Origin of the sequence: Shewanella marinintestina, assembly GCF_023283845.1 — a bacterium.
GTDB lineage: Bacteria > Pseudomonadota > Gammaproteobacteria > Enterobacterales > Shewanellaceae > Shewanella > Shewanella marinintestina.
In genome coordinates, this window is the sequence record NZ_JAKILC010000005.1 from 93,051 (window position 1) to 111,359 (window position 18,309).

Annotated in this window: 21 protein-coding genes and 1 riboswitch; of the genes, 20 read left to right on the forward strand and 1 reads right to left on the reverse strand. The window is 40.8% G+C overall.

Annotated features, from left to right (window positions below):
* Positions 1-9 precede the first annotated feature (9 nt).
* The 3 genes from L2747_RS07130 (at position 10) to L2747_RS07140 (ending at position 1,887) form a co-directional block, all read left to right on the forward strand.
* On the forward strand, positions 10-423 hold the full coding sequence (locus tag L2747_RS07130) for a curli assembly protein CsgF (protein WP_248998385.1): 414 nt from the start codon (positions 10-12) through the stop codon (positions 421-423).
* Between the two features lie 2 nt (positions 424-425).
* Entirely contained in the window at positions 426-1,274 is an 849-nt protein-coding gene (locus L2747_RS07135; RefSeq protein ID WP_248998386.1) for a CsgG/HfaB family protein, read from the forward strand.
* 256 nt (positions 1,275-1,530) lie between these two features.
* Positions 1,531-1,887 (forward strand): hypothetical protein, encoded by a 357-nt coding sequence (locus tag L2747_RS07140; RefSeq protein WP_248998387.1) that lies wholly within the window; start codon positions 1,531-1,533, stop codon positions 1,885-1,887.
* Between the two features lie 541 nt (positions 1,888-2,428).
* Here L2747_RS07140 and L2747_RS07145 read toward each other — a convergent pair.
* Entirely contained in the window at positions 2,429-2,842 is a 414-nt protein-coding gene (locus tag L2747_RS07145) for a helix-turn-helix domain-containing protein (RefSeq protein ID WP_248998388.1), read from the reverse strand.
* 195 nt (positions 2,843-3,037) lie between these two features.
* Here L2747_RS07145 and hinT point away from each other — a divergent pair, with 195 nt between their 5' ends.
* The 17 genes from hinT to L2747_RS07230 all read left to right on the forward strand — a co-directional run bounded on the left by hinT (position 3,038) and on the right by L2747_RS07230 (position 18,243).
* Positions 3,038-3,394: a purine nucleoside phosphoramidase gene (gene hinT, locus L2747_RS07150; protein ID WP_248998389.1), complete on the forward strand. Its 357-nt coding sequence runs from the start codon at positions 3,038-3,040 to the stop codon at positions 3,392-3,394.
* A complete protein-coding gene (locus tag L2747_RS07155; protein WP_248998390.1) occupies positions 3,391-3,894 on the forward strand; it encodes a PaaI family thioesterase in 504 nt (167 codons plus the stop codon). The genes hinT and L2747_RS07155 overlap by 4 nt, the downstream gene beginning before the upstream one ends.
* Entirely contained in the window at positions 3,884-4,357 is a 474-nt protein-coding gene (locus tag L2747_RS07160) for a PaaI family thioesterase (protein ID WP_248998391.1), read from the forward strand. The genes L2747_RS07155 and L2747_RS07160 overlap by 11 nt, the downstream gene beginning before the upstream one ends.
* 58 nt (positions 4,358-4,415) lie before the next feature.
* The gene (locus L2747_RS07165; protein ID WP_248998392.1) at positions 4,416-4,805 is read left to right on the forward strand and encodes a YcfL family putative periplasmic lipoprotein; all 390 of its coding nucleotides are present in this window, start codon (positions 4,416-4,418) and stop codon (positions 4,803-4,805) included.
* Positions 4,806-4,937: 132 nt separating this feature from the next.
* Positions 4,938-5,068: riboswitch (TPP riboswitch) on the forward strand.
* 52 nt (positions 5,069-5,120) lie between these two features.
* Entirely contained in the window at positions 5,121-7,259 is a 2,139-nt protein-coding gene (locus tag L2747_RS07170; RefSeq protein ID WP_248998393.1) for a TonB-dependent receptor, read from the forward strand.
* 74 nt (positions 7,260-7,333) lie between these two features.
* Positions 7,334-7,594: a hypothetical protein gene (locus L2747_RS07175; RefSeq protein ID WP_248998394.1), complete on the forward strand. Its 261-nt coding sequence runs from the start codon at positions 7,334-7,336 to the stop codon at positions 7,592-7,594.
* Positions 7,595-7,715: 121 nt separating this feature from the next.
* Complete coding sequence (pnuC, locus tag L2747_RS07180; protein WP_248998395.1) at positions 7,716-8,375, forward strand: nicotinamide riboside transporter PnuC; 660 nt, start codon at positions 7,716-7,718, stop codon at positions 8,373-8,375.
* Complete coding sequence (locus L2747_RS07185) at positions 8,376-9,506, forward strand: phosphotransferase (RefSeq protein ID WP_248998396.1); 1,131 nt, start codon at positions 8,376-8,378, stop codon at positions 9,504-9,506. It begins immediately after the preceding gene.
* Positions 9,507-9,791: 285 nt separating this feature from the next.
* The gene (locus tag L2747_RS07190) at positions 9,792-10,637 is read left to right on the forward strand and encodes a DUF6279 family lipoprotein (RefSeq protein ID WP_248998397.1); all 846 of its coding nucleotides are present in this window, start codon (positions 9,792-9,794) and stop codon (positions 10,635-10,637) included.
* A gap of 258 nt (positions 10,638-10,895) precedes the next feature.
* Entirely contained in the window at positions 10,896-11,492 is a 597-nt protein-coding gene (locus tag L2747_RS07195; RefSeq protein WP_248998398.1) for an HvfX family Cu-binding RiPP maturation protein, read from the forward strand.
* Positions 11,493-11,720: 228 nt separating this feature from the next.
* Complete coding sequence (locus L2747_RS07200; protein WP_248998399.1) at positions 11,721-12,269, forward strand: NAD(P)H nitroreductase; 549 nt, start codon at positions 11,721-11,723, stop codon at positions 12,267-12,269.
* Between the two features lie 180 nt (positions 12,270-12,449).
* On the forward strand, positions 12,450-13,058 hold the full coding sequence (locus L2747_RS07205; protein ID WP_428848512.1) for a GNAT family N-acetyltransferase: 609 nt from the start codon (positions 12,450-12,452) through the stop codon (positions 13,056-13,058).
* Positions 13,059-13,512: 454 nt separating this feature from the next.
* Positions 13,513-13,917, forward strand: coding sequence for a hypothetical protein (locus L2747_RS07210; RefSeq protein ID WP_248998401.1), 405 nt, complete (start codon positions 13,513-13,515; stop codon positions 13,915-13,917).
* A 402-nt stretch (positions 13,918-14,319) separates the two neighbouring features.
* Entirely contained in the window at positions 14,320-14,709 is a 390-nt protein-coding gene (locus L2747_RS07215; protein WP_248998402.1) for a hypothetical protein, read from the forward strand.
* Positions 14,710-15,234: 525 nt separating this feature from the next.
* Positions 15,235-15,921, forward strand: coding sequence for an ABC transporter ATP-binding protein (locus L2747_RS07220; protein ID WP_248998403.1), 687 nt, complete (start codon positions 15,235-15,237; stop codon positions 15,919-15,921).
* Entirely contained in the window at positions 15,911-17,080 is a 1,170-nt protein-coding gene (locus L2747_RS07225; RefSeq protein ID WP_248998404.1) for an HlyD family secretion protein, read from the forward strand. Before L2747_RS07220 ends, L2747_RS07225 begins: the two co-directional genes overlap by 11 nt.
* On the forward strand, positions 17,077-18,243 hold the full coding sequence (locus L2747_RS07230) for an efflux RND transporter periplasmic adaptor subunit (protein ID WP_248998405.1): 1,167 nt from the start codon (positions 17,077-17,079) through the stop codon (positions 18,241-18,243). Before L2747_RS07225 ends, L2747_RS07230 begins: the two co-directional genes overlap by 4 nt.
* Positions 18,244-18,309: the final 66 nt, after the last annotated feature.

The following is an 18,309-nucleotide window of genomic DNA, read 5'->3' on the forward strand; positions in this document are numbered from 1 at the left end:
GGAATGTCTATGACTATATCTCTGAAAATAGCGGCTGCTACTGCACTTATTGCAGTGGTTGGTTCTGCTAAGGCGACCCAGTTGATTTATACGCCAGTTAACCCCAACTTTGGTGGTAGTTACTTAAACGGATCATACCTTTTGTCTAATGCTTCAGCACAAAATAAACATACAGGTGGTTCTAGTTATGTACCGCCAACTGCGCTAGATCGTCTTGCCAGTTCTTTAGAATCACGTTTGATGAGTCAATTGTTTAATGATGCAGCAAATGGTGGTGAAGGTTATTTAAAGACTGATGATTTTGAAATTCAAGTCGTCAATCAAGATGGCACCTTGTTAGTACATATTACTGATGTTGTCACCGGAGAAACCACCATTATTGAAGTCGGTGGTATTGTTGATAGTGGCACTGGAGCTGGTTAAAAATGAAAAAGCTTATTCTATTGTTAATATTATTTATTGTATCTGCTTGCTCATCTACCAGTGAACTAGAACAGATAGAGGCCTCATCTAGTTTAATGCCAAAAGGTGAAACATATTACGATTTAATCGGCTTACCTGCTCCCCAAGGTAGTATGGTTGCGGCCGTTTATGATTTTAGAGATCAAACCGGCCAATATAAGCCTATTCCGTCGAGTAACTTTTCCACGGCAGTTCCACAAAGTGGTACGGCATTTTTAGCGCAAGCGCTAAATGATTCAAGTTGGTTCACACCTGTTGAACGTGAAGGCTTACAGAATCTACTTACGGAACGTAAAATTGTGCGTGCAGGGCTAAAAGGCGATGCTGCGAGTTTAACTCAGCTTAATTCTGCTCAAATTCTAATGGAAGGAGGAATTGTTGCTTATGACACAAATATTCGTACTGGTGGAGCTGGGGCGCGTTACTTAGGTATCGGGGCGTCGAGTCAATTTCGTGTTGATAGCATTACTGTCAATTTAAGAGCAGTTGATATACGTACGGGTCGTCTATTGAGCAGTGTGACGACGACAAAGTCAGTTTTGTCTAAAGAGCTAACAGCAGGTGTTTTTAAATTTATCGATGCGCAAGAACTACTGGAATCTGAAGTGGGTTATACCTCAAATGAACCCGTTAGTTTATGTGTTGCACAGGCAATAGAAAGTGCTGTGGTTCATATGATTGCTGATGGCATTTGGAAAAGAGCCTGGAATTTGGCCGATACCCAAGTTGGTTTACAAAATGAGGTCTTAAAAAAATATTGGCTTGAAGCGCATTCGGTAGACAGAGTTCAAGCTAGACTCAACCAAGGTTAGTAGCGCAATGAGTTAAATTGAAAATGATACCGAATTAATATTAACTCGTTATAAAAGGCACTTTTTGTGCCTTTTTTGTTCCCCACCTCAATTTCATCTATCAACTTAAGCTAAATAAAACAATTTTTAACGCGTTATTGGTCTGTATTGAAACAGTACCTTTTACTGTGTAATGTGGTGGTTATTGATTGCGCTATACAGGTGTTTATTTTTGTTGTATGCTTTATCTGTATTCAAGTTTAATAAAGGTGATGACATGAAAACGAAAACAAGGTTGCTATTGAGTGTAATGCTAGTCAGTACATGGGGCTTAGGTATACAGCAAGCTAAAGCTGCAACAGTTGGTTGTGAGCGTTCTGGTGGCATTAAGTGTCAAAAAGTCCGTAAGCCATATCAGCGTAACAAAGTCATAGTTATCCCTAAAAATCACCGCCACTATCATGCTTTTCATTCGCCAATATTAACGACCTTAGGCATCGCCATCGTTTTAGATGCAGCTGGCAATGCTGTAACTGATGATGGCAGTAAGGTAGTCGTGCTAGGTGAGGGAAGCGAAGTTAAAAATGTTTATGAAAAAGATGGTGTTGTCTATTTGATCAAAGAGCTTGGTTAGAATGGTAGCAATCAATGAGTTTAAGTCTCAACTTCCTTTTGTTGATAAAGCATTAACGATTCTTGCGGTATTTATATGCCTACTTGGCTTGTTTAACATCGCTATATTTCAGGTCTCTACATTAAGCATTATTGCACTAATTGCCTCTTTTATTACGGGGTTATCGATATACTGTTTTAAAGTACTAATTATAGGCTTAAGCAAAATGATTTTAGATTCTAGCAATAGAGGTGATTCGACATCAATTAAGCCGCAGCTTGTACTAAGACAAAATAGAGGGATTCATTTTGGGCTGTGTACTTTTTGCAACCAGTTTGAGACTAAGAACACTCTATCCGGGCGCTATGTTTGTTCTGATTGCTATCAAGTTTTTCTTAAAGTGAAGGGGAATACATTATTGTCGAACTTAAATGATAGACCAGCTTTTAAAAAGGCTAGTTAGCTTTATTTTAGAGATAAAAAAGCCGGTTTAACCGGCTATTATTAATATCTTAATGAGTATAAAAGCACTTCTACATCACTTTTAATCATATCGTTAATGCTACTTGTACATTTCGCGTTCTTTATTTAAAAACTCGAAGCCACTCTTCATAAAGGAAAAGTTTTCTTCGTCTGGTAACGAGCGTACCTGGGTCAGCATTAGACCAAAAGCAGAGTCGATCATCAGTCTATCTGACAGCTTTAAATAACTGTAGACCACAGGTCTAAGTACAACTGAAAACTCACCGGTTAGATCTTCAAAACGCCCTTGCACAATCGCTTCGGTATTTTTTACTAACTCTCGCATACAAAGCGCCGCAAGCAAGGCATTTTTATCGCTGAAAGATTGATACTGCGCTGCGCGCGAATATCCCGCCTTTTTATGTACGTCAGACATATTTAAGGCAATCATACCTTTTTCTTTGACTAACTCTGTCGCTGCGTCGAGAAGCGCAGTTTCTTTTTCTGTAAGCATGGCCATATTCCTGCAAATATTTCTCTCATTAGATGTGGTTATCTGAGGAATGTCAACCAGATTGTATATACACCTGTTTAAAGTGTGTACAAATTGTATCGTTGTATTTGATTGAATTCGTAGTTGAATCGACCATCGCCTTGTTAATATTTTCGAGTATACTATGGCTAGTAATTTCCTATTGAGGGCAGATAAATGGCCGAAGAAACCATATTTAGTAAAATTATTCGTCGTGAAATTCCAGCTGATATCTTGTATCAAGATGAGCTTGTGACTGCATTTAGAGACATCACCCCCCAAGCTCCTACACATATTTTAATTATTCCTAACCATTTGATCCCAACAGCCAATGATATTAAGGCATCGGATGAAAAAGCATTAGGTCGCATGATGTCTGTAGCTGCTAAGCTAGCGCAAGAGGCGGGTATTGCGGAAGACGGTTACCGTTTAATAATGAATTGTAATCAACATGCAGGGCAAGAAGTGTTTCATATTCATATGCATTTAGTGGGTGGTCATCCACTAGGGCGAATGCTGAGCCCAAGTGCATGAAATTAGGCAGCGATAAAAAATCTTTAACTGCTATGGCAACGCGTTTTGTTGACCAACTGACACAATGTAGAAAGCTAAAGTTGCAGGTATTAGAGGCCAGTGGTGACCATGTCTTAATGGAGCTGCCTTACGATACTCAGTTAGTTGGTTATCCTGATACCGGCGTTATTCATGGTGGAGTCATTACCACGCTAATGGATACAGCTAGTGGTTGTGCAGTCGTTTGCTCAATCTTCGATAAATGCGATTTGCTTGAGATCTCGCCAACGCTCGATTTGCGGGTTGATTACATGAAGCCTGCTGAGCCCCATAAACCCGTTTATGGTCATGCACAATGTTATAAATTATCGTCAAGCGTGGCGTTTACCCGGGCAATTGCCTATCAAGACTCTATTGATGATCCTATTGCCCACGCCGTTGGCTCATTCATGCGTATTAGTCCTGAGATGGTTGGCGAAGAATTTAGGCAAGCTTTGATGGGAGACGCAAATGAGTTCTAATGAAGCCATGCTTGTTGATGATAGCGCTAAACTAGACGTTAAAAGTATCGTTAAAAAGGCGACTGAGCTCAATGACTTTGGTCATCTACTCGAGCACGTTCCCTATGCTAAATTCATCGGCATGGGAGTTGAGCGTTTTGGCGATGAGTTGGTGTTCAAGTTACCCGCAAAAGATGACAACATAGGTAATCCTATTTTACCAGCCTTACACGGCGGTGTGATTGCGGGATTTATGGAAATGTCGGCGATAGTGCAGTTAATGGTATTTATGCAAACCACTAAGGTGCCTAAGGTGGTCGATTTCTCAATTGACTACTTAAGAGCGGGTTACCATAAAGATAGCTTTGCTGAGTGTAAGATCACCCGCCAAGGCCGGCGAGTGGCCAATGTAAGCATTAATTGTTGGCAAACCAATCGTAAGCATTTAATCGCCACCGCAAGAGCGCACTTTTTGATAGATTAGTGCTAGATTATACAGATAAGCATAAATGCAATGCTAATGAGTAATAAAGGGGATGGATATGAAAAAGGTTTTATTGGGGCTGTTTACCGCATTAATTATTACCGCATGTGCGCCACATACCGCCGGTGTCATGGCTGGCTCTGACGGCCAAGTGCGTGTTGATAACAATAGTTTTGGTAAAGAAGTTCAAGTAGCCAACATCATGGCACGCCCTGAAGGTGGCTTTTTACGTGGTACTGGCACTATTGTTAGCCAAGTTTCTACCGACCTTAGACTGCAATACAAGTTTACCTGGTATGACTTAAACGGTATGACGATTGATGATGAAGGGGTTAGCTGGAAGTCAGTCAAACTTCATGGTAAACAACAGTTGCAGGTCAGTGCTGTTGCACCTAATGCCAATGCGACTCGCTTTGAGCTTTATGTCAGAAAAGCTTTCTCTAATTAGTAATTAAAAGTCGACGAAAGCGACAAAAAATACGTCTGTTAAAAAAACGTCAGTTAAACTGGCGTTTTTTTATGCATAGCGTTCAGGTTTTTTAAGAAGTCTGTCACTGAGTTGTAAAATTCATGTATAATCGCGCTCGCCAAGGGGTGTTAAAGTCTATCAATCGAAAGTTGGATTTGTAGATTTATACTGAGATGTTGCAAAACGAACCCTTTGAACCTGATCCGGCTAATACCGGCGTAGGAATGGGCCACAATTCATTTTCCGATCGCTTCTTTACTGATGCCGGATCTCAAAATTTTACTTTGAGGTCCTATGTTAAATCTAAATTCTTATTCGCCAATTGCCCTCGCGGTAATTGCAGTAATTTCATCTCCCAATGTTGCTGCTAATAGCCAACAAACTTCAACGCCTGACGATATCGAAGTGATGGTAGTTACATCCGATTTTCGTGGTTCAGCATTAGAAAAAATGCCTTCAAGCGTTACGGTTATCGACCAGCAACAAATTGAAGATGAAGGCGCGCAGCATTTCGAAGATATCTTGAATAATATTGCTAACTTCAATTGGTCTGGTGGCAGCTCGCGTCCAAAATATTTTCAAATCCGTGGTGTCGGTGAGCAAGAAGAGTATCAAGGAGCACCTAACTCCTCGGTCGGTTTCGTGGTAGACGATATCGATCTATCAGGCTTGGGCATGGTTTCAAGCATGTATGATTTACAGCAAGTTGAAGTTCTGCGCGGTCCGCAAGGCACACGTTATGGTGCTAATGCACTAGCGGGTCTTATCTACCTTAAGAGTAACGATCCGACAGATGTGTTTGAGCATGGCGCCGAGGTTTCATTAGGTAATGATAACCTACAAACCTTTAGTGGTTTTAGTTCTGGTCCTGTTACCGATTCGGGGAATTTATTATATCGCGTGTCTTTGCAACAACATCAGCAAGATGGCTATCGCGACAACCTTTACCTTGATCGAAGTGATACTAATAATCGTGATGAGTTTACCGGGCGCGCTAAGTTACGTTGGTACGCAACAGACGATTTAGAAATTGATTTAACTCTACTACATGCAAATTATGATAATGGTTATGATGCGTGGACATTGGATAATAACGGTTTTGATACGTTAACCGATGCGCCAGGTGTTGATAAACAGCGCACAACTGGTTCATCGCTTAAGTTCACTTATACAGGAGCCGAGGACTTTGAGTTGACCTCATTAACCTCTTTGGCACAATCAGACACTCGCCACAACTACGATGGCGACTGGGCAAACCCTGATTATTGGGCAAGTCGAGATTGTGACGGTAGCCCATGTGAATATGAATATAACTGGGATAAAAAAGGCGAAAGAAAAACAGTCACTCAAGAGTTTAGATTGTCTTCTACAGAATCTGGTCGCATTTTTGCTGATAGCACTGATTGGTTAATCGGTGTTTATGGTATGGATTTGCAAGAAGATAACGACACTGTTGATAGCTACAGCCAGTTATCTGCCGAATATCGAGCTCAGAATTATGCACTATTTGGTCAATTAGACTCAGATTTAGGCTCTAGCTATGCGCTGTCTGTCGGTTTACGTGTGGAGCGTCGCGATAGTGATTATAGCGATTCTGCAGGTGATGAGTTCGACCCAAGTGAAACGATGTGGGGAGGGCATATTGCGCTGAGCAAAGCGTTAAGTGAAAACCATGAATCATATATTCGTATAGCACGTGGTTATAAAGCTGGCGGCTTTAATATGTCATTGCCAGAAGAAGTCGCGGATAAAAAAGAATATGACACTGAAATCCTCTATAACTATGAGTTGGGCTTAAAGTCGACTTGGTTAGATGGCCAAGCAAACACCAACTTCGCATTATTCTATATGGATAGGCAAGATCAACAAGTTGCCGCGTCTCAGCAATCAACGGTACCAGGGCAAGAAGGTAACTTTATCTTGTTTACTGAAAATGCTGGTAGCTCTCATAACTATGGTGCTGAGCTCGATGGTAATTGGTATGCCACTGATAACCTACAGGTGTACGGTAGTGTAGGCTGGCTTGAAACTGCTTATGGTGATTATCAGTATGAAGATAAGTACGGTACAGTTGTTGATTTGTCGGGCCGTGAGTTAGCCCATTCACCAAACTTTACTTTTAGTTTAGGGGCGACCTACCGCAGTGATAGCGGCTGGTTCGCCAATGTAAACGCCAGTGGTAAGAGCGACTTTTACTACTCAGACAGTAATGAGTCAAAATCAGATGCGTACCAAGTCTTTAACGCAAAGGTTGGCTATGAAGCCGATATTTGGTCTGTCTACCTGTGGGGACGTAACTTGTTTGACGAAAAATACGGCGTTCGTGGTTTTTACTTCGGTAATGAGCCTGATTTGGACTGGGCAGATAAGCAATATATACGCTATGGTGACCCACAACAAATTGGTATGACGTTTAACGTTAAGTTTTTGTAATTGTAGATTTAAATCACTTTAATTCATTAACAATATTATTAAGCCGTCGGTTCAAGACGGCTGAGGTTAGTAAGATGAAATTGACTGCAGAGATCAGTTGTTACCCGCTACAAGATAATTATCTAGAGCCTATTAAATGGTTTATTGGTCGCGTTGACTCTTACGAGAATATCCAACGTGTTACTAATGCGATGGCTACTCAAGTTGTTGGTGAATATAGCGACGTAATGTCAATGCTAGCGATTGAAATGCAAGCAGCCCATGAGAAGTTCGGCAAAGCAGTATTTGTGTGTAAGTTTATTGGTGGTGAGCTAAATTTAAACCATAGCGAGTAAATGGCGACTGTTACAATACACACGCTAAAATGGTCACAGTGCAGTTTTGTTCTGTGACCATTTTTTACAAAATAATAGAACTATTTAGTGATTGTTTACGACTAGATGGAGAGCGTTTTACATGTCTGAATTTTGGCTGACTCTAGTCAACAGCTTTACTAGCGCTTTTGGTGAAGCACAAGCTTTGACCGCGTGGGAAGCTGTAGCCGTATTATTAGCTTTGGCGTACCTTGTTTTTGCCATGAAGGGCAGTATTTGGTGCTGGGCTGCAGCATTCACCAGTACCGCGATATATACCGTGCTTTTTTGGAATGTGGCTTTGTTAATGGAGTCGCTACTGAACGTTTATTATATGGCCATGGCGGTTTATGGCTATTGGATGTGGACAAGGGGAGGGAATAAACATGCCGGTGTTAATATCGTTTCTTGGGGCTTAACGACCCATATTAAGTTAATTAGCGTAACCGCAGCGATTTCTCTAGTTGTCGGTCATTTTATGGCGACGCAAACACAAGCCGCATTGCCTTACTTAGATGCCGCAACGACTTGCTTTGCTGTAATGACTACCTATTTGGTGGCTAAAAAGGTTTTAGAAAACTGGATCTATTGGTTTATTATTGATGCCGTTTCAATTTATCTGTATGTAAGTAAAGGTTTGATGTTAACGGCCGTTTTATTCATTCTTTATTTAGGTATGGTAGTTTTCGGCTACTTTATGTGGCGCAAAACGATGCAACAACAGTCTGCTACAGGACTAAACTTTTCGACAGGTGCTGTATAAGTGCCCGCTTTACTAGCTAAATTAAGCCCATATTTTCAAGAGGCCAACCTGTCAAATATAAGCCTTATTGCGCCTCTAACTCAGGGGTTAAGTAATGACAATTACTATGTGCGAGCCAGGCATCCTAGTCAAGCTCAAGAAGCTGAGTGGGTGTTAAGGCTTAACAGTTGGGCTAGCTCACAGATCTGCAACCGTGATAGTGAAGTAGCCAACTGGCGCTTGGCGAGTGATGCGAATCTAGCGCCAAAAATTGTCTATGTGAGCTTAGGTAATACTTTCTATGTGAGTGAGTTTTTTGCTCAAAATGAGCAAAGCTGCTGGAGTGAGCTAATGGCTGCAAATAGCTCTCACCCTATTAAAAGTACGCGAGAAAGTTGGCCAGGCGCAGAGCGGAAACTTTTACAATTACTAAATGGATTACAAAGCTTACCTTTGCCACATAATGAGATAACACTTGATTCGCAGTGGCACATATACCAAGAACGATTAGCAGGTATGCAAGCAAAGATATTGCCGATATTACAACACGGTAGTCAACGGCCTCGTGAGGTTCCTGAGTCGTGTTTATTAGTGATACTGAAACGTTGGCAGCAGCTTTATACAAACCTGTGCGACTCTGGATGCTCAATTAATAATATGTTGGTCAATTTAGCCGATTGCATGGTAAACCTGCAATATAGTCATCGTGACTTAAACCCATATAATGTATTGGTGGTAGACGATAAATTAAAGTGTATTGATTTTGAATATGCCTGTAGCTCACATCCGCTATGCGATCTTGCAGCTGTTATTGCCAGTCATTCATTATCATCTACTCAGCGGCACTGGTTGATAAGTCAGTATCTAAAAAATAATCCAAATTTAAACCAAACGGCGGACAAGGGTGTGGAGTCTGCAGTTGATCTTTACTGGGTATTTGCAGTCTGTTGGGCGTTACAAATGGCATTTGATAGCTTGCTAGCTGATTTTGATATAGGTTTAGAACTAGAGACCTATTTAACAGAACAAACTGTTTTCGCTAAAGGAGAAGATTCGAATGCTGCAGTACTAAAAAGGGACGATTATCACTCTGTGTGCGAGTATCTAGATTGTGCTGAGCAATACTTTAAACTGATCTCCAGCTGTACATAGTGGTCTATTGATTCCTCGATCTATCCTTACTTTGTTTTATATCTAATATTGCTGTTGTTATTCGCCCGTATAACAATTTGTATCGCTCTGAACTCTCTCCATTGTTCTATGCTAGGTTATAACAATCTATATAGGTATTTAGCGTTCGTTAAAGTGTACTCATCTTTATCATCTCTAGATTTAGTACATTTGAGTCGTTTAACTTCTTATATTGTGGCACTTAACCATTTTAAGCGTTTCTACTTTTGAAAGCCTAAGCAGTCTAATTAATCGAATTGGGGATGTATGAAGAAATGTGCTATTTGGATAACACTCGTTGCTTGCCTTATAGGTTGTTCGACTAAGGTTGGTTATTATTTTTTAGATTGGGCGATTGAATGGAAACTCGAAGAGTATGTCAGTCTTAATGATAGCCAGCAGAGTCAATTTGGCACATTGTTAGATAAATTCTTGCGTTGGCACCGTAGTGATGAACTTGTGCGTTATGAACAACATTTAGCGAAAATAGCAATAGAAATACAACAACAAAGTTTAACACCTAAATTGTGGCGTGAGCATGTGCAACAAGCAAAAGGTCATTGGTTACGTACATTTGAATTTATAAAACCTAAGTTAGTACCTTTGGTTGCTTCATTTAGCGACCAACAAGTTGCGCAAATTATTGCTCAGTTAAAAGTGGATGAAGTTGAATTAAATCAAAAGTATTTAAATAAGGATCAACAAGAACTGGTTGAAATGGCTGACGAGCGGATCACTAAGCGCGTCAAGCAGTGGTTAGGTAAGTTATCTTCCGAGCAGGAGCAAGCTATTCATCAATATAACGTTAATCGCGGTAGTACACTTGATATGTGGCTAGAGTACCGTCACGAGTGGATCCGTTTATTTTCTCAGACGTTGAAAAATCGCCACAATACAGCGGCCCTTTCCCACAGTCTTTCTGTACTAATGACTCAGCCTGATAGCCTTAAATCTGATGCCTACCAAGCTGCACTTGATAAAAATACCAATGAATTTGGCCAGCTGCTTATCTTATTAAACCAACAAGCCACCGAAAAACAAAGGCGCCATTTTCAAAATAAACTTTCCGGATTACAACAAGATTTGATAGAGCTTAGTGAATCGGATGAATAACGGCTTGTGTTTATTTTTAATGAGAATGAAAGTTATTCGACTTTACAATGGTCTATATAGCTAAATCTGTAGCTGACAACTATTTTTACTGTATCGGGTCATTAGCAAAAGGGCCCTGTATGCTATGTCAGACAGCCATCGGCGTCATCAAAGCGATATGTTAAGGCAACTGATTTAGCGCAGCTAAAAATCATATACAAGATTCAATTTAGCGACAAAAGACGCAAGTTTGAGAGAATAACTTTAAGAGGGAAGCACATGCAATTAGTTAAACTGTATCAACGATTATTAGATGGGTTTAAATTCGTTGAAGGCATAGCCCCTTTGGGGTTACGGCTTTATCTTGCACCGGTATTAATGCAGGCTGGTTACAATAAACTATCAAACTTTAGCGATACAGCAGCTTGGTTTGGTAATCCAGATTGGGGGTTGGGTTTACCTTTTCCTGAGGTCATGGTTGCACTTGCCGCGGGTACTGAATTTTTTGGCGGAGCATTACTTATCGTTGGTTTGGCTACTCGGCTTATTGCTATACCGTTAGCATTCACCATGCTAGTCGCTGCTTTTAGCGTCCACATTGATAATGGTTGGTTAGCGATTGCGGATGCTAGTTCATGGTTAGCGAATGAAAATGTTTTAGCCTCTGCGGATAAACTGGCTCGTGCTAAAGAAATCCTACAAGAAAATGGCAATTATGAATGGCTGACCAGCTCTGGCAATTTTGTCATATTAAACAATGGTATTGAGTTTGCGATTACTTATTTACTGATGTTGCTTGCTCTTATTTTTATGGGGGGAGGTCGTTATACCAGTCTTGATTATTATATCGCTAAACGAAACGGTGTTGTTAACTAGAACCTAGCTCATGAGTTAACAAGCGAACTAAGCTATAGCAGTAATATTATTAAAGCATCACCAAAAGAGTTAATTAAGCTAATTAGACTAATGCTTTTCCAAACAAAATAGCTAATTTATTAAATCCCACTAAATAGGTGGGATTTTTTATGTGCGCTTGATATTCTCAAGTGACACTCGAATATGGGTAATCCTTTTTTCGTGAAAATGTTTATAAGGGACAATCATTTGGACGCATTAGAATTATTATTGACTCGTCAATCGACTCCGAGATTAACTCAACCAGCCCCATCACCTATTGAGCTGCAGCATATTTTAGATGCAGCCACTCGCGCCCCAGATCATGCGGGTCTGACTCCATGGGAGTTTATTATTGCCGAAGACGATGGTTTAGCTCGCCTTGGTGATATTTTTGTTAGTGCACTTAAAGCTAAGGGGGCAGATGAAGATTTAATCGTTAAAGCTAAAAATATGCCGCTGCGTGCACCTATGGTCATTACTGTCGTCGCCAAAGTCACCGAGCATCCAAAGGTACCAGAGCTAGAGCAACATCTTGCAGCAGGCTGCGCCGTAATGGCAATGCAACAAGCTGCGTTTGCTCAAGGTCTGGGTGGAATTTGGCGCACTGGAGAGTTGGCTTTTGACGCCAATGTTCATCAATTACTTGGCTTGGAGCAGCAAGATCAGATTGTCGGTTTTCTCTATTTAGGTACGCCAGCATTGAGCGCACCAACTAAAACATTAAAAGATGGTATGACTTTCGCTCGATATTTATAGAAGATTGCAGACAGGTTTAAAGCGCTGAATAGTCCATTAGTGTGGTATTGCTAGCATGTAAGCAGCTTTCAACAGTGATTAAGAATTATCCTTATAGGTGTTGAACAAGTTTCATAAAAGTTAGCTTATAACAATTTGATAAGCATGCTAGCTTAGACAAGCATTTGACAGGAGGTTATGGTGAACAAAGAACTACAACAGGAAAGCTTAACTGGCGAGCATATCGTCCTTGAACCACTGACCCTAGAGCATCAAGCTGCGCTGAGTATTGCTGTCTCTGATGGTAACTTGTGGGAACTATGGTATACCAAGGTTCCCCATCCCGATGACATGAAAAGTTACATAGCTTCGGCATTAGCATCTGAAGCTCGAGGGGAAACACTAGCATTCGTGGTGAGATGCCGTTATTCCGGTGAAGTTATTGGCTGTACCCGTATTTGTCAGTGGTATCAAGAACATCGTCGTTTAGAAGTGGGATATACCTGGTATGCTAAAAGTGCTCAGCGCACAGCTGTGAATACCGAGGCTAAACTACTTCTTTTAAGCTATGCGTTTGAAACGCTTGACGTGATGGCGGTTGAGTTCAGAACGCATATTCAAAATCAAGTCTCGCGTCTAGCAATCAGCCGTTTAGGTGCTAAACAAGACGGTATTTTGCGTAATCATCAATTACTCAAAGATGGCACAATTAGGGACACGGTGGTTTATTCGATTATTGACAGCGAGTGGACGGATATTAAGCAAGGTCTGAAACAAAAGCTACTGAACCATCAAGCAATAACACTTTAATCTCTAGTACTTCGTTAGGTGTAAGCTGCGCCTAACGAAAACTATCCCTAATAACTAAATATCATCATTAAGTCTTATCCCCAATGGCCTGTATCTTTTGAAAGCAATGTAAAAAAGGAGGGGGCAAGATCAATATTTGCTGCTATTGATGATACAAAATCTTCTGCTGTAGTGGTCATGACTTTGAGGTCCATCCTCAAAACGGCAATACTCAAGCACATTATGAGGTGTTGGCATTTAAAAATATGAGACGTTTTTTCGCTATACGCTTGATATTCAATAAAAGCTAAAGTAGAAATATATAAGTTAGCTTATGTTGAGTGACCTATATTAACCGTCTATTGCCAATAGAAACATCATCTATAATGTATATGTTGGTTAAAATTGAGGGAATGTCTACATTTCAATATGAGCTAGATACGAACAGCTAACAAAAATAAAAGGAATATTGTCGATGTTTGCAAAGGTTAATCTCGCCATCTGTGTCGTAAGTGCAAGCTTATTGTCTTTCAATAGCTTCGCGGGAGAAGCTGAAGATGCTTTTGTCGGTGAGCTAGCAGATTGCGCTGCGTACTATCATATTGCTTCTGATGCGATTTCCGCTATGAACGCACCGCAAATGGCGGCGGTAGTTGATCGTTTAAAGGTTTCTGGTGAACAAGCAGAGCAATTGGCTAAGCAATACCATACAGAAGATCAGGTTTCTGCTGCTATTGTCGCCGCAACTGAGAAGCATAGAGCTACAATGCCAAACTCTAAGAGTTTAGGTCCGTTAATGGGTAAGTATAAAGAAACGTGTCAGTCGATAATTGCTCAGCCGGATAAACGTTTGGACTATTGGACCATGACAACCATGTAATTGCTAATAGAGTCAGTTTATCTGCTAGAAGAGGTGAAATAGTGCGTTTTTTTATTCTCGGCAACAGATAGCAAACTGAGAAACAGCATACTGTCAAAAGAGTGATTCAAAAGGGAGTACCTGAAAAGGACTCTCTTTTTATTTTTGCTAACTGCTTTTATGACTAAACAGTCGATTTTGAGACTGATGCTTTGGTTTAATCTTATCAATCGTATTATGTTGCCATCTAACTTTGTAAGAATGTTGGCGGCCAGCCTGTCTCTTATGCAACTAGGCTTTGGTGTTAGATTACTAAGCCATTACCGAGCAAACTAGAAAACCAAATTTTACAGAACGGTTAAAACAGTCACTGTATCTGTTTTAGCCGTAATAGCTAAGTGATTATGCTTAACAGGGGGATAGATGAATATTTATTTACTGATCGCAGGGATGATAGCGGTACTCACTTTTATTGGTCATTTGAGTTATGGGCGCCGCGAATTTTTACAGCCGATGCTGCGGGCAGACTATGACCCTACAGCAAAAGCAATAATGCACTGTGTTTTTCATTATGTGTCAGTATTTTTATTGTTATCTAGCGTAGTACTACTCGCTTGTGCGTTTGCAGCCGTAGCGCTAATGCAAAGTTTTGGCATGTTAATTTTTATTGCGGTTAATTTTGGTCTTTTTGCTATTTGGCAGTTGTATATTGGTTTTATGACAGACGTAAACGTGTCATTTAAGCGCTTATTTCAATGGATTTTATTTGTCTTAATCGCCGTTTTTACTTTAGCCGGAGCGACTCTTGGTTAGCGCTAGGGGAGCTATTAAATAAGCCTTGGTGGTAAGAGTAATAATCAGGTACGAACATATTAATTATTAATTTGCGCGGAGCTATGCATGGAACACCGCGCCATTTATGCAGTATAGCTAAGCTGCATGCAGGCTAAGGTTTTTCTTGGTATTCAGTTGTCGTAAGTGAGTGGATTATAGTTGCTATTTTCGCTTAGGGCAGGCTAGCTTGTATTTTTTACTTAGCTTAAGTATATTGTATTCAATGTTTAAATGGATTGAAACATTATTAACAAGGACTGAAGATGTTACCTATTCATAAACTTTATTTTCCTCCTCAATCACCACTCCTGTTTCAATCATCTTATATATCGAAAAAGATAATTAATCGCTAACGAACATTAGCAAAATAATATTGTCTGACGAGTAATAGATTTATATTATTTTTATTTACAAACTTTTGCAGTGCAACTGGTCAACGGTTATCTTACTTAACGGTATGATAAGCGGTATCGATGATTGTTAGCCCTGCTAAATGAGCCTGTTATGATTAAAGTCCAGCAATTAGCTAAAGAATACCCTATGGGGGATAGCTGCGTAAAAGCGCTGAATGGTGTCAGCTTTTCTATCGCAAAAAATGAGTTTGTTGCCATTATGGGACCGTCGGGGTCAGGTAAGTCAACCTTGATGAATATCATAGGTTGTCTCGATAAACCAACATCAGGTAGCTATAGCTTAAACGAGCAAGAGGTTGCAGAACTTGACGACGATGCTTTATCTGCAGTACGTAATAAAGAAATTGGTTTTGTATTTCAGAGCTTTCATTTATTGCCGCGTCTCTCTGCGTTACAGAATGTATTATTACCGCTGAGATTTGCTGCTGAACCTACACAAGATACCGACTACGCCCATGAACTGCTAGAGCGAGTGGGACTTGGGACTCGATATGATCATCGTCCCAACCAGTTATCAGGCGGCCAGAGACAACGCGTGGCTATTGCGCGCTCGTTAGTCAATCGTCCTGCAATATTACTTGCCGATGAGCCAACTGGTGCGCTAGACAGTAAAACCTCTATAGAAATTATGGCGTTATTTACCGAGCTTCATCAGGCCGGGCAAACCATTATTCTGGTGACTCACGAAGAGGAAGTCGCAGCCTACGCACAGCGGATTATTCGCATGCGTGATGGTGATATCGTTGAGATTGAAGAGCGAGGTAACAATGCTGCTTAATAAGTCTATAAACACTAAGCACTTTGATGTTGATAACGTCGATGTTGATAACGTTAGTGTTAATCGCTCTTTTGCTCACAAATGCCAAGCGCAATATCGCTTGTTAAAGGGGGTTTTCCCCGTATTACTGCTTAACAGTTTTTCTGCAGTAGCGATGGCTAATAATGAGATCGCTGTGAGTACTGATATTCCTGTAGCTGTTGTCGCTAATACAGCCTCTGCAGGTTCAGCAATCGCTACATTACAACAAAAAGATCTGGCGCCGCTATTATTAACTGGTCAGGTAGCTTCGGTGATCTCGCAGCCGTTTGTCGTTCCCAAAGCGGGTGACTCCTGGCGTTATCAAATTCAATGGATGATGCCAGAAGGTTCCCTAGCTGACCCTGGTCAAGTTGTAGTGATTTTCGATAAAAGTGAAATCGATAATCGAATTGAACAGCTTGAAGGCACTTTACTCCGTGTGACTGCTCAGGAGCAAAGTCAAGCTATTGAGCTTAACGGCCAGTTATTACAAGCAAAATTCGACTTGAAACAGGCTAAGCTCGAACTTGAAAAGGCGAAACTCGACGCGGCTATTCCTGCGGAGTTTATTGCTGCTAAAGACTATGCCGATAATCAGTTTAACCAGCTTAAAGCTGAATCAGAATTATCGAAAAAGCAACAAGCTCTGAGCGAGGTTGAAGATAAACGCAGCGCATCTTTATCGCAATTAGCTATTGATAAAAAAAGAGCTGAACTTGAATTATCTCAAGCGCTTTCAGGTCTTGAACAACTCGAACTACGCGCTGAAATCGCAGGACCGGTATTATATGGTCGCGACCCGTGGAGCGATAAAAAATACTCAGTAGGTGACAACGTACAGATAGGCAGGCAAGTCGCTAATATTCCAGCGTTAAACGATTTAGAAGTGGTCGCTTGGGTTAATGAAGTCGATGTCGACCGCATTACTATTGGCGAGCCTGTGCAGTTACGCCTTGATTCACAATCTTCAATTTTATTGAGCGGCAGCATCAATGAAGTCAGCCGACAAGCACGTACACAAGCTGCTTGGGGCAATAGTAATTGGTTTAAAATTGCGATTAAGTTTACTGCCGACGAGCGGGTTGAAATAATTCCCGGTATGAGCGTGTTAGTAGAAGCGGGAGCCAGCTCATCATGAAAAAAACAGCCATAGTAATATGCCTGCTATCGACTCTGTTTACAGGTTGTAGTGACAAAGTCGTGACTCAAGTTGAATCTGGCATATTGGATCAACAAATCGAAGTAACTGGAGAGTTAGTGTCAGCCAATACCGTCAATTTAAAGCCGCCGGCATTAAGACGTGTATGGCAATACCAAGTCAAAATGTTAGCGCCGGAAGGCAGCCAAGTTCAAAAAGGCGATAGGGTCGCTCAGCTTGATACTTCAACCTTGACTCAACGTTTGTCGGTTAAGTCAGCAAATTTGGCCACTACAGTACAAGACATTGAAACCTCTAAATTGCGTAATGCTAAAAAGTTAGAAGAGTTAAAACTTGAATTAGCTGAAGCTAAAATGACTCAAGAAAAAAGTCAGATGAAAGTTGATATCTCGGATGAAACCGTTTCGGTTATCGATCAGCAAAAGTATTTGAGAGATGCGGTGATTGCCAAAGATCGCGTCATTTTGATTAACCAAAAGATCCAGCTTGAAATAAAAGGCGCAGAGCAGCGCATGAAGATGTTAGCCGGCGACCAAAAAAAGTTTGCAGCAGAAGTCGCAGCTCTTGAAAAAGGCATTAAGTCGCTAACCTTAATTGCTCCACGTGACGGGATGGTGGTGTATGGCAATGACCAGCAAGGTAATAAGCTTGCTGAAGGGCAGAATATTTTTGGCGGCGACACGGTATTAAGCATTCCAGATCTGCAACATATGCAGGTCAATATGACGATACCTGAAGTTGAAGCTGGGCGAGTAAAAGTCGGCCAAGCGCTAAAAATCCGTCTTGATGCTAATCCTGAGAAAAGTTTTAACGGTAAAATCATTGAGCTAGGTGCTGTTTTTAGAATAAAGAACCAAGACGTTCCTTTGGTTATTTTTGATGCTGTTGCCAGTATTGATGAAGTGGACTCTGAATTAATGCGACCAGGCATGACGGCCAAGATAAGTATCGATATCGCTAATAAAGCGGCAGAATTATTGTTGTCGTTAGACGCCGTTCATTATGACAGCGGTAAGGCGTATGTGATTAAGCCTGGATTATTTAGTGATAGTAAACAATACGTCAGTTTAGGCGCCATGGGCAAAGAACAAGTTGTTATTAGCAAAGGGCTGAGCAAAGGAGAAGAGGTGTTACTGCCATGATAAAAAAAACAGTAAAGTCCTTTGTTAGTTGCTATAAAGTGCAACAGCAAAAAGAACAAAGTCACA

Bases quoted from the DNA above. Each gene is read 5' to 3' on its own strand.
- L2747_RS07140 (WP_248998387.1), top strand. From the start codon at position 1,531: ATGAAAACGAAAACAAGGTTGCTATTGAGTGTAATGCTAGTCAGTACA.
- L2747_RS07225 (WP_248998404.1), top strand. From the start codon at position 15,911: ATGCTGCTTAATAAGTCTATAAACACTAAGCACTTTGATGTTGATAAC.
- L2747_RS07190 (WP_248998397.1), top strand. From the start codon at position 9,792: ATGAAGAAATGTGCTATTTGGATAACACTCGTTGCTTGCCTTATAGGT.
- L2747_RS07210 (WP_248998401.1), top strand. From the start codon at position 13,513: ATGTTTGCAAAGGTTAATCTCGCCATCTGTGTCGTAAGTGCAAGCTTA.
- L2747_RS07130 (WP_248998385.1), top strand. From the start codon at position 10: ATGACTATATCTCTGAAAATAGCGGCTGCTACTGCACTTATTGCAGTG.
- L2747_RS07165 (WP_248998392.1), top strand. From the start codon at position 4,416: ATGAAAAAGGTTTTATTGGGGCTGTTTACCGCATTAATTATTACCGCA.
- L2747_RS07220 (WP_248998403.1), top strand. From the start codon at position 15,235: ATGATTAAAGTCCAGCAATTAGCTAAAGAATACCCTATGGGGGATAGC.
- L2747_RS07230 (WP_248998405.1), top strand. From the start codon at position 17,077: ATGAAAAAAACAGCCATAGTAATATGCCTGCTATCGACTCTGTTTACA.
- L2747_RS07175 (WP_248998394.1), top strand. From the start codon at position 7,334: ATGAAATTGACTGCAGAGATCAGTTGTTACCCGCTACAAGATAATTAT.
- L2747_RS07135 (WP_248998386.1), top strand. From the start codon at position 426: ATGAAAAAGCTTATTCTATTGTTAATATTATTTATTGTATCTGCTTGC.
- L2747_RS07155 (WP_248998390.1), top strand. From the start codon at position 3,391: ATGAAATTAGGCAGCGATAAAAAATCTTTAACTGCTATGGCAACGCGT.
- L2747_RS07145 (WP_248998388.1), bottom strand. From the start codon at position 2,842: ATGCTTACAGAAAAAGAAACTGCGCTTCTCGACGCAGCGACAGAGTTA.
- L2747_RS07160 (WP_248998391.1), top strand. From the start codon at position 3,884: ATGAGTTCTAATGAAGCCATGCTTGTTGATGATAGCGCTAAACTAGAC.
- pnuC (WP_248998395.1), top strand. From the start codon at position 7,716: ATGTCTGAATTTTGGCTGACTCTAGTCAACAGCTTTACTAGCGCTTTT.
- L2747_RS07195 (WP_248998398.1), top strand. From the start codon at position 10,896: ATGCAATTAGTTAAACTGTATCAACGATTATTAGATGGGTTTAAATTC.
- L2747_RS07170 (WP_248998393.1), top strand. From the start codon at position 5,121: ATGTTAAATCTAAATTCTTATTCGCCAATTGCCCTCGCGGTAATTGCA.
- hinT (WP_248998389.1), top strand. From the start codon at position 3,038: ATGGCCGAAGAAACCATATTTAGTAAAATTATTCGTCGTGAAATTCCA.
- L2747_RS07215 (WP_248998402.1), top strand. From the start codon at position 14,320: ATGAATATTTATTTACTGATCGCAGGGATGATAGCGGTACTCACTTTT.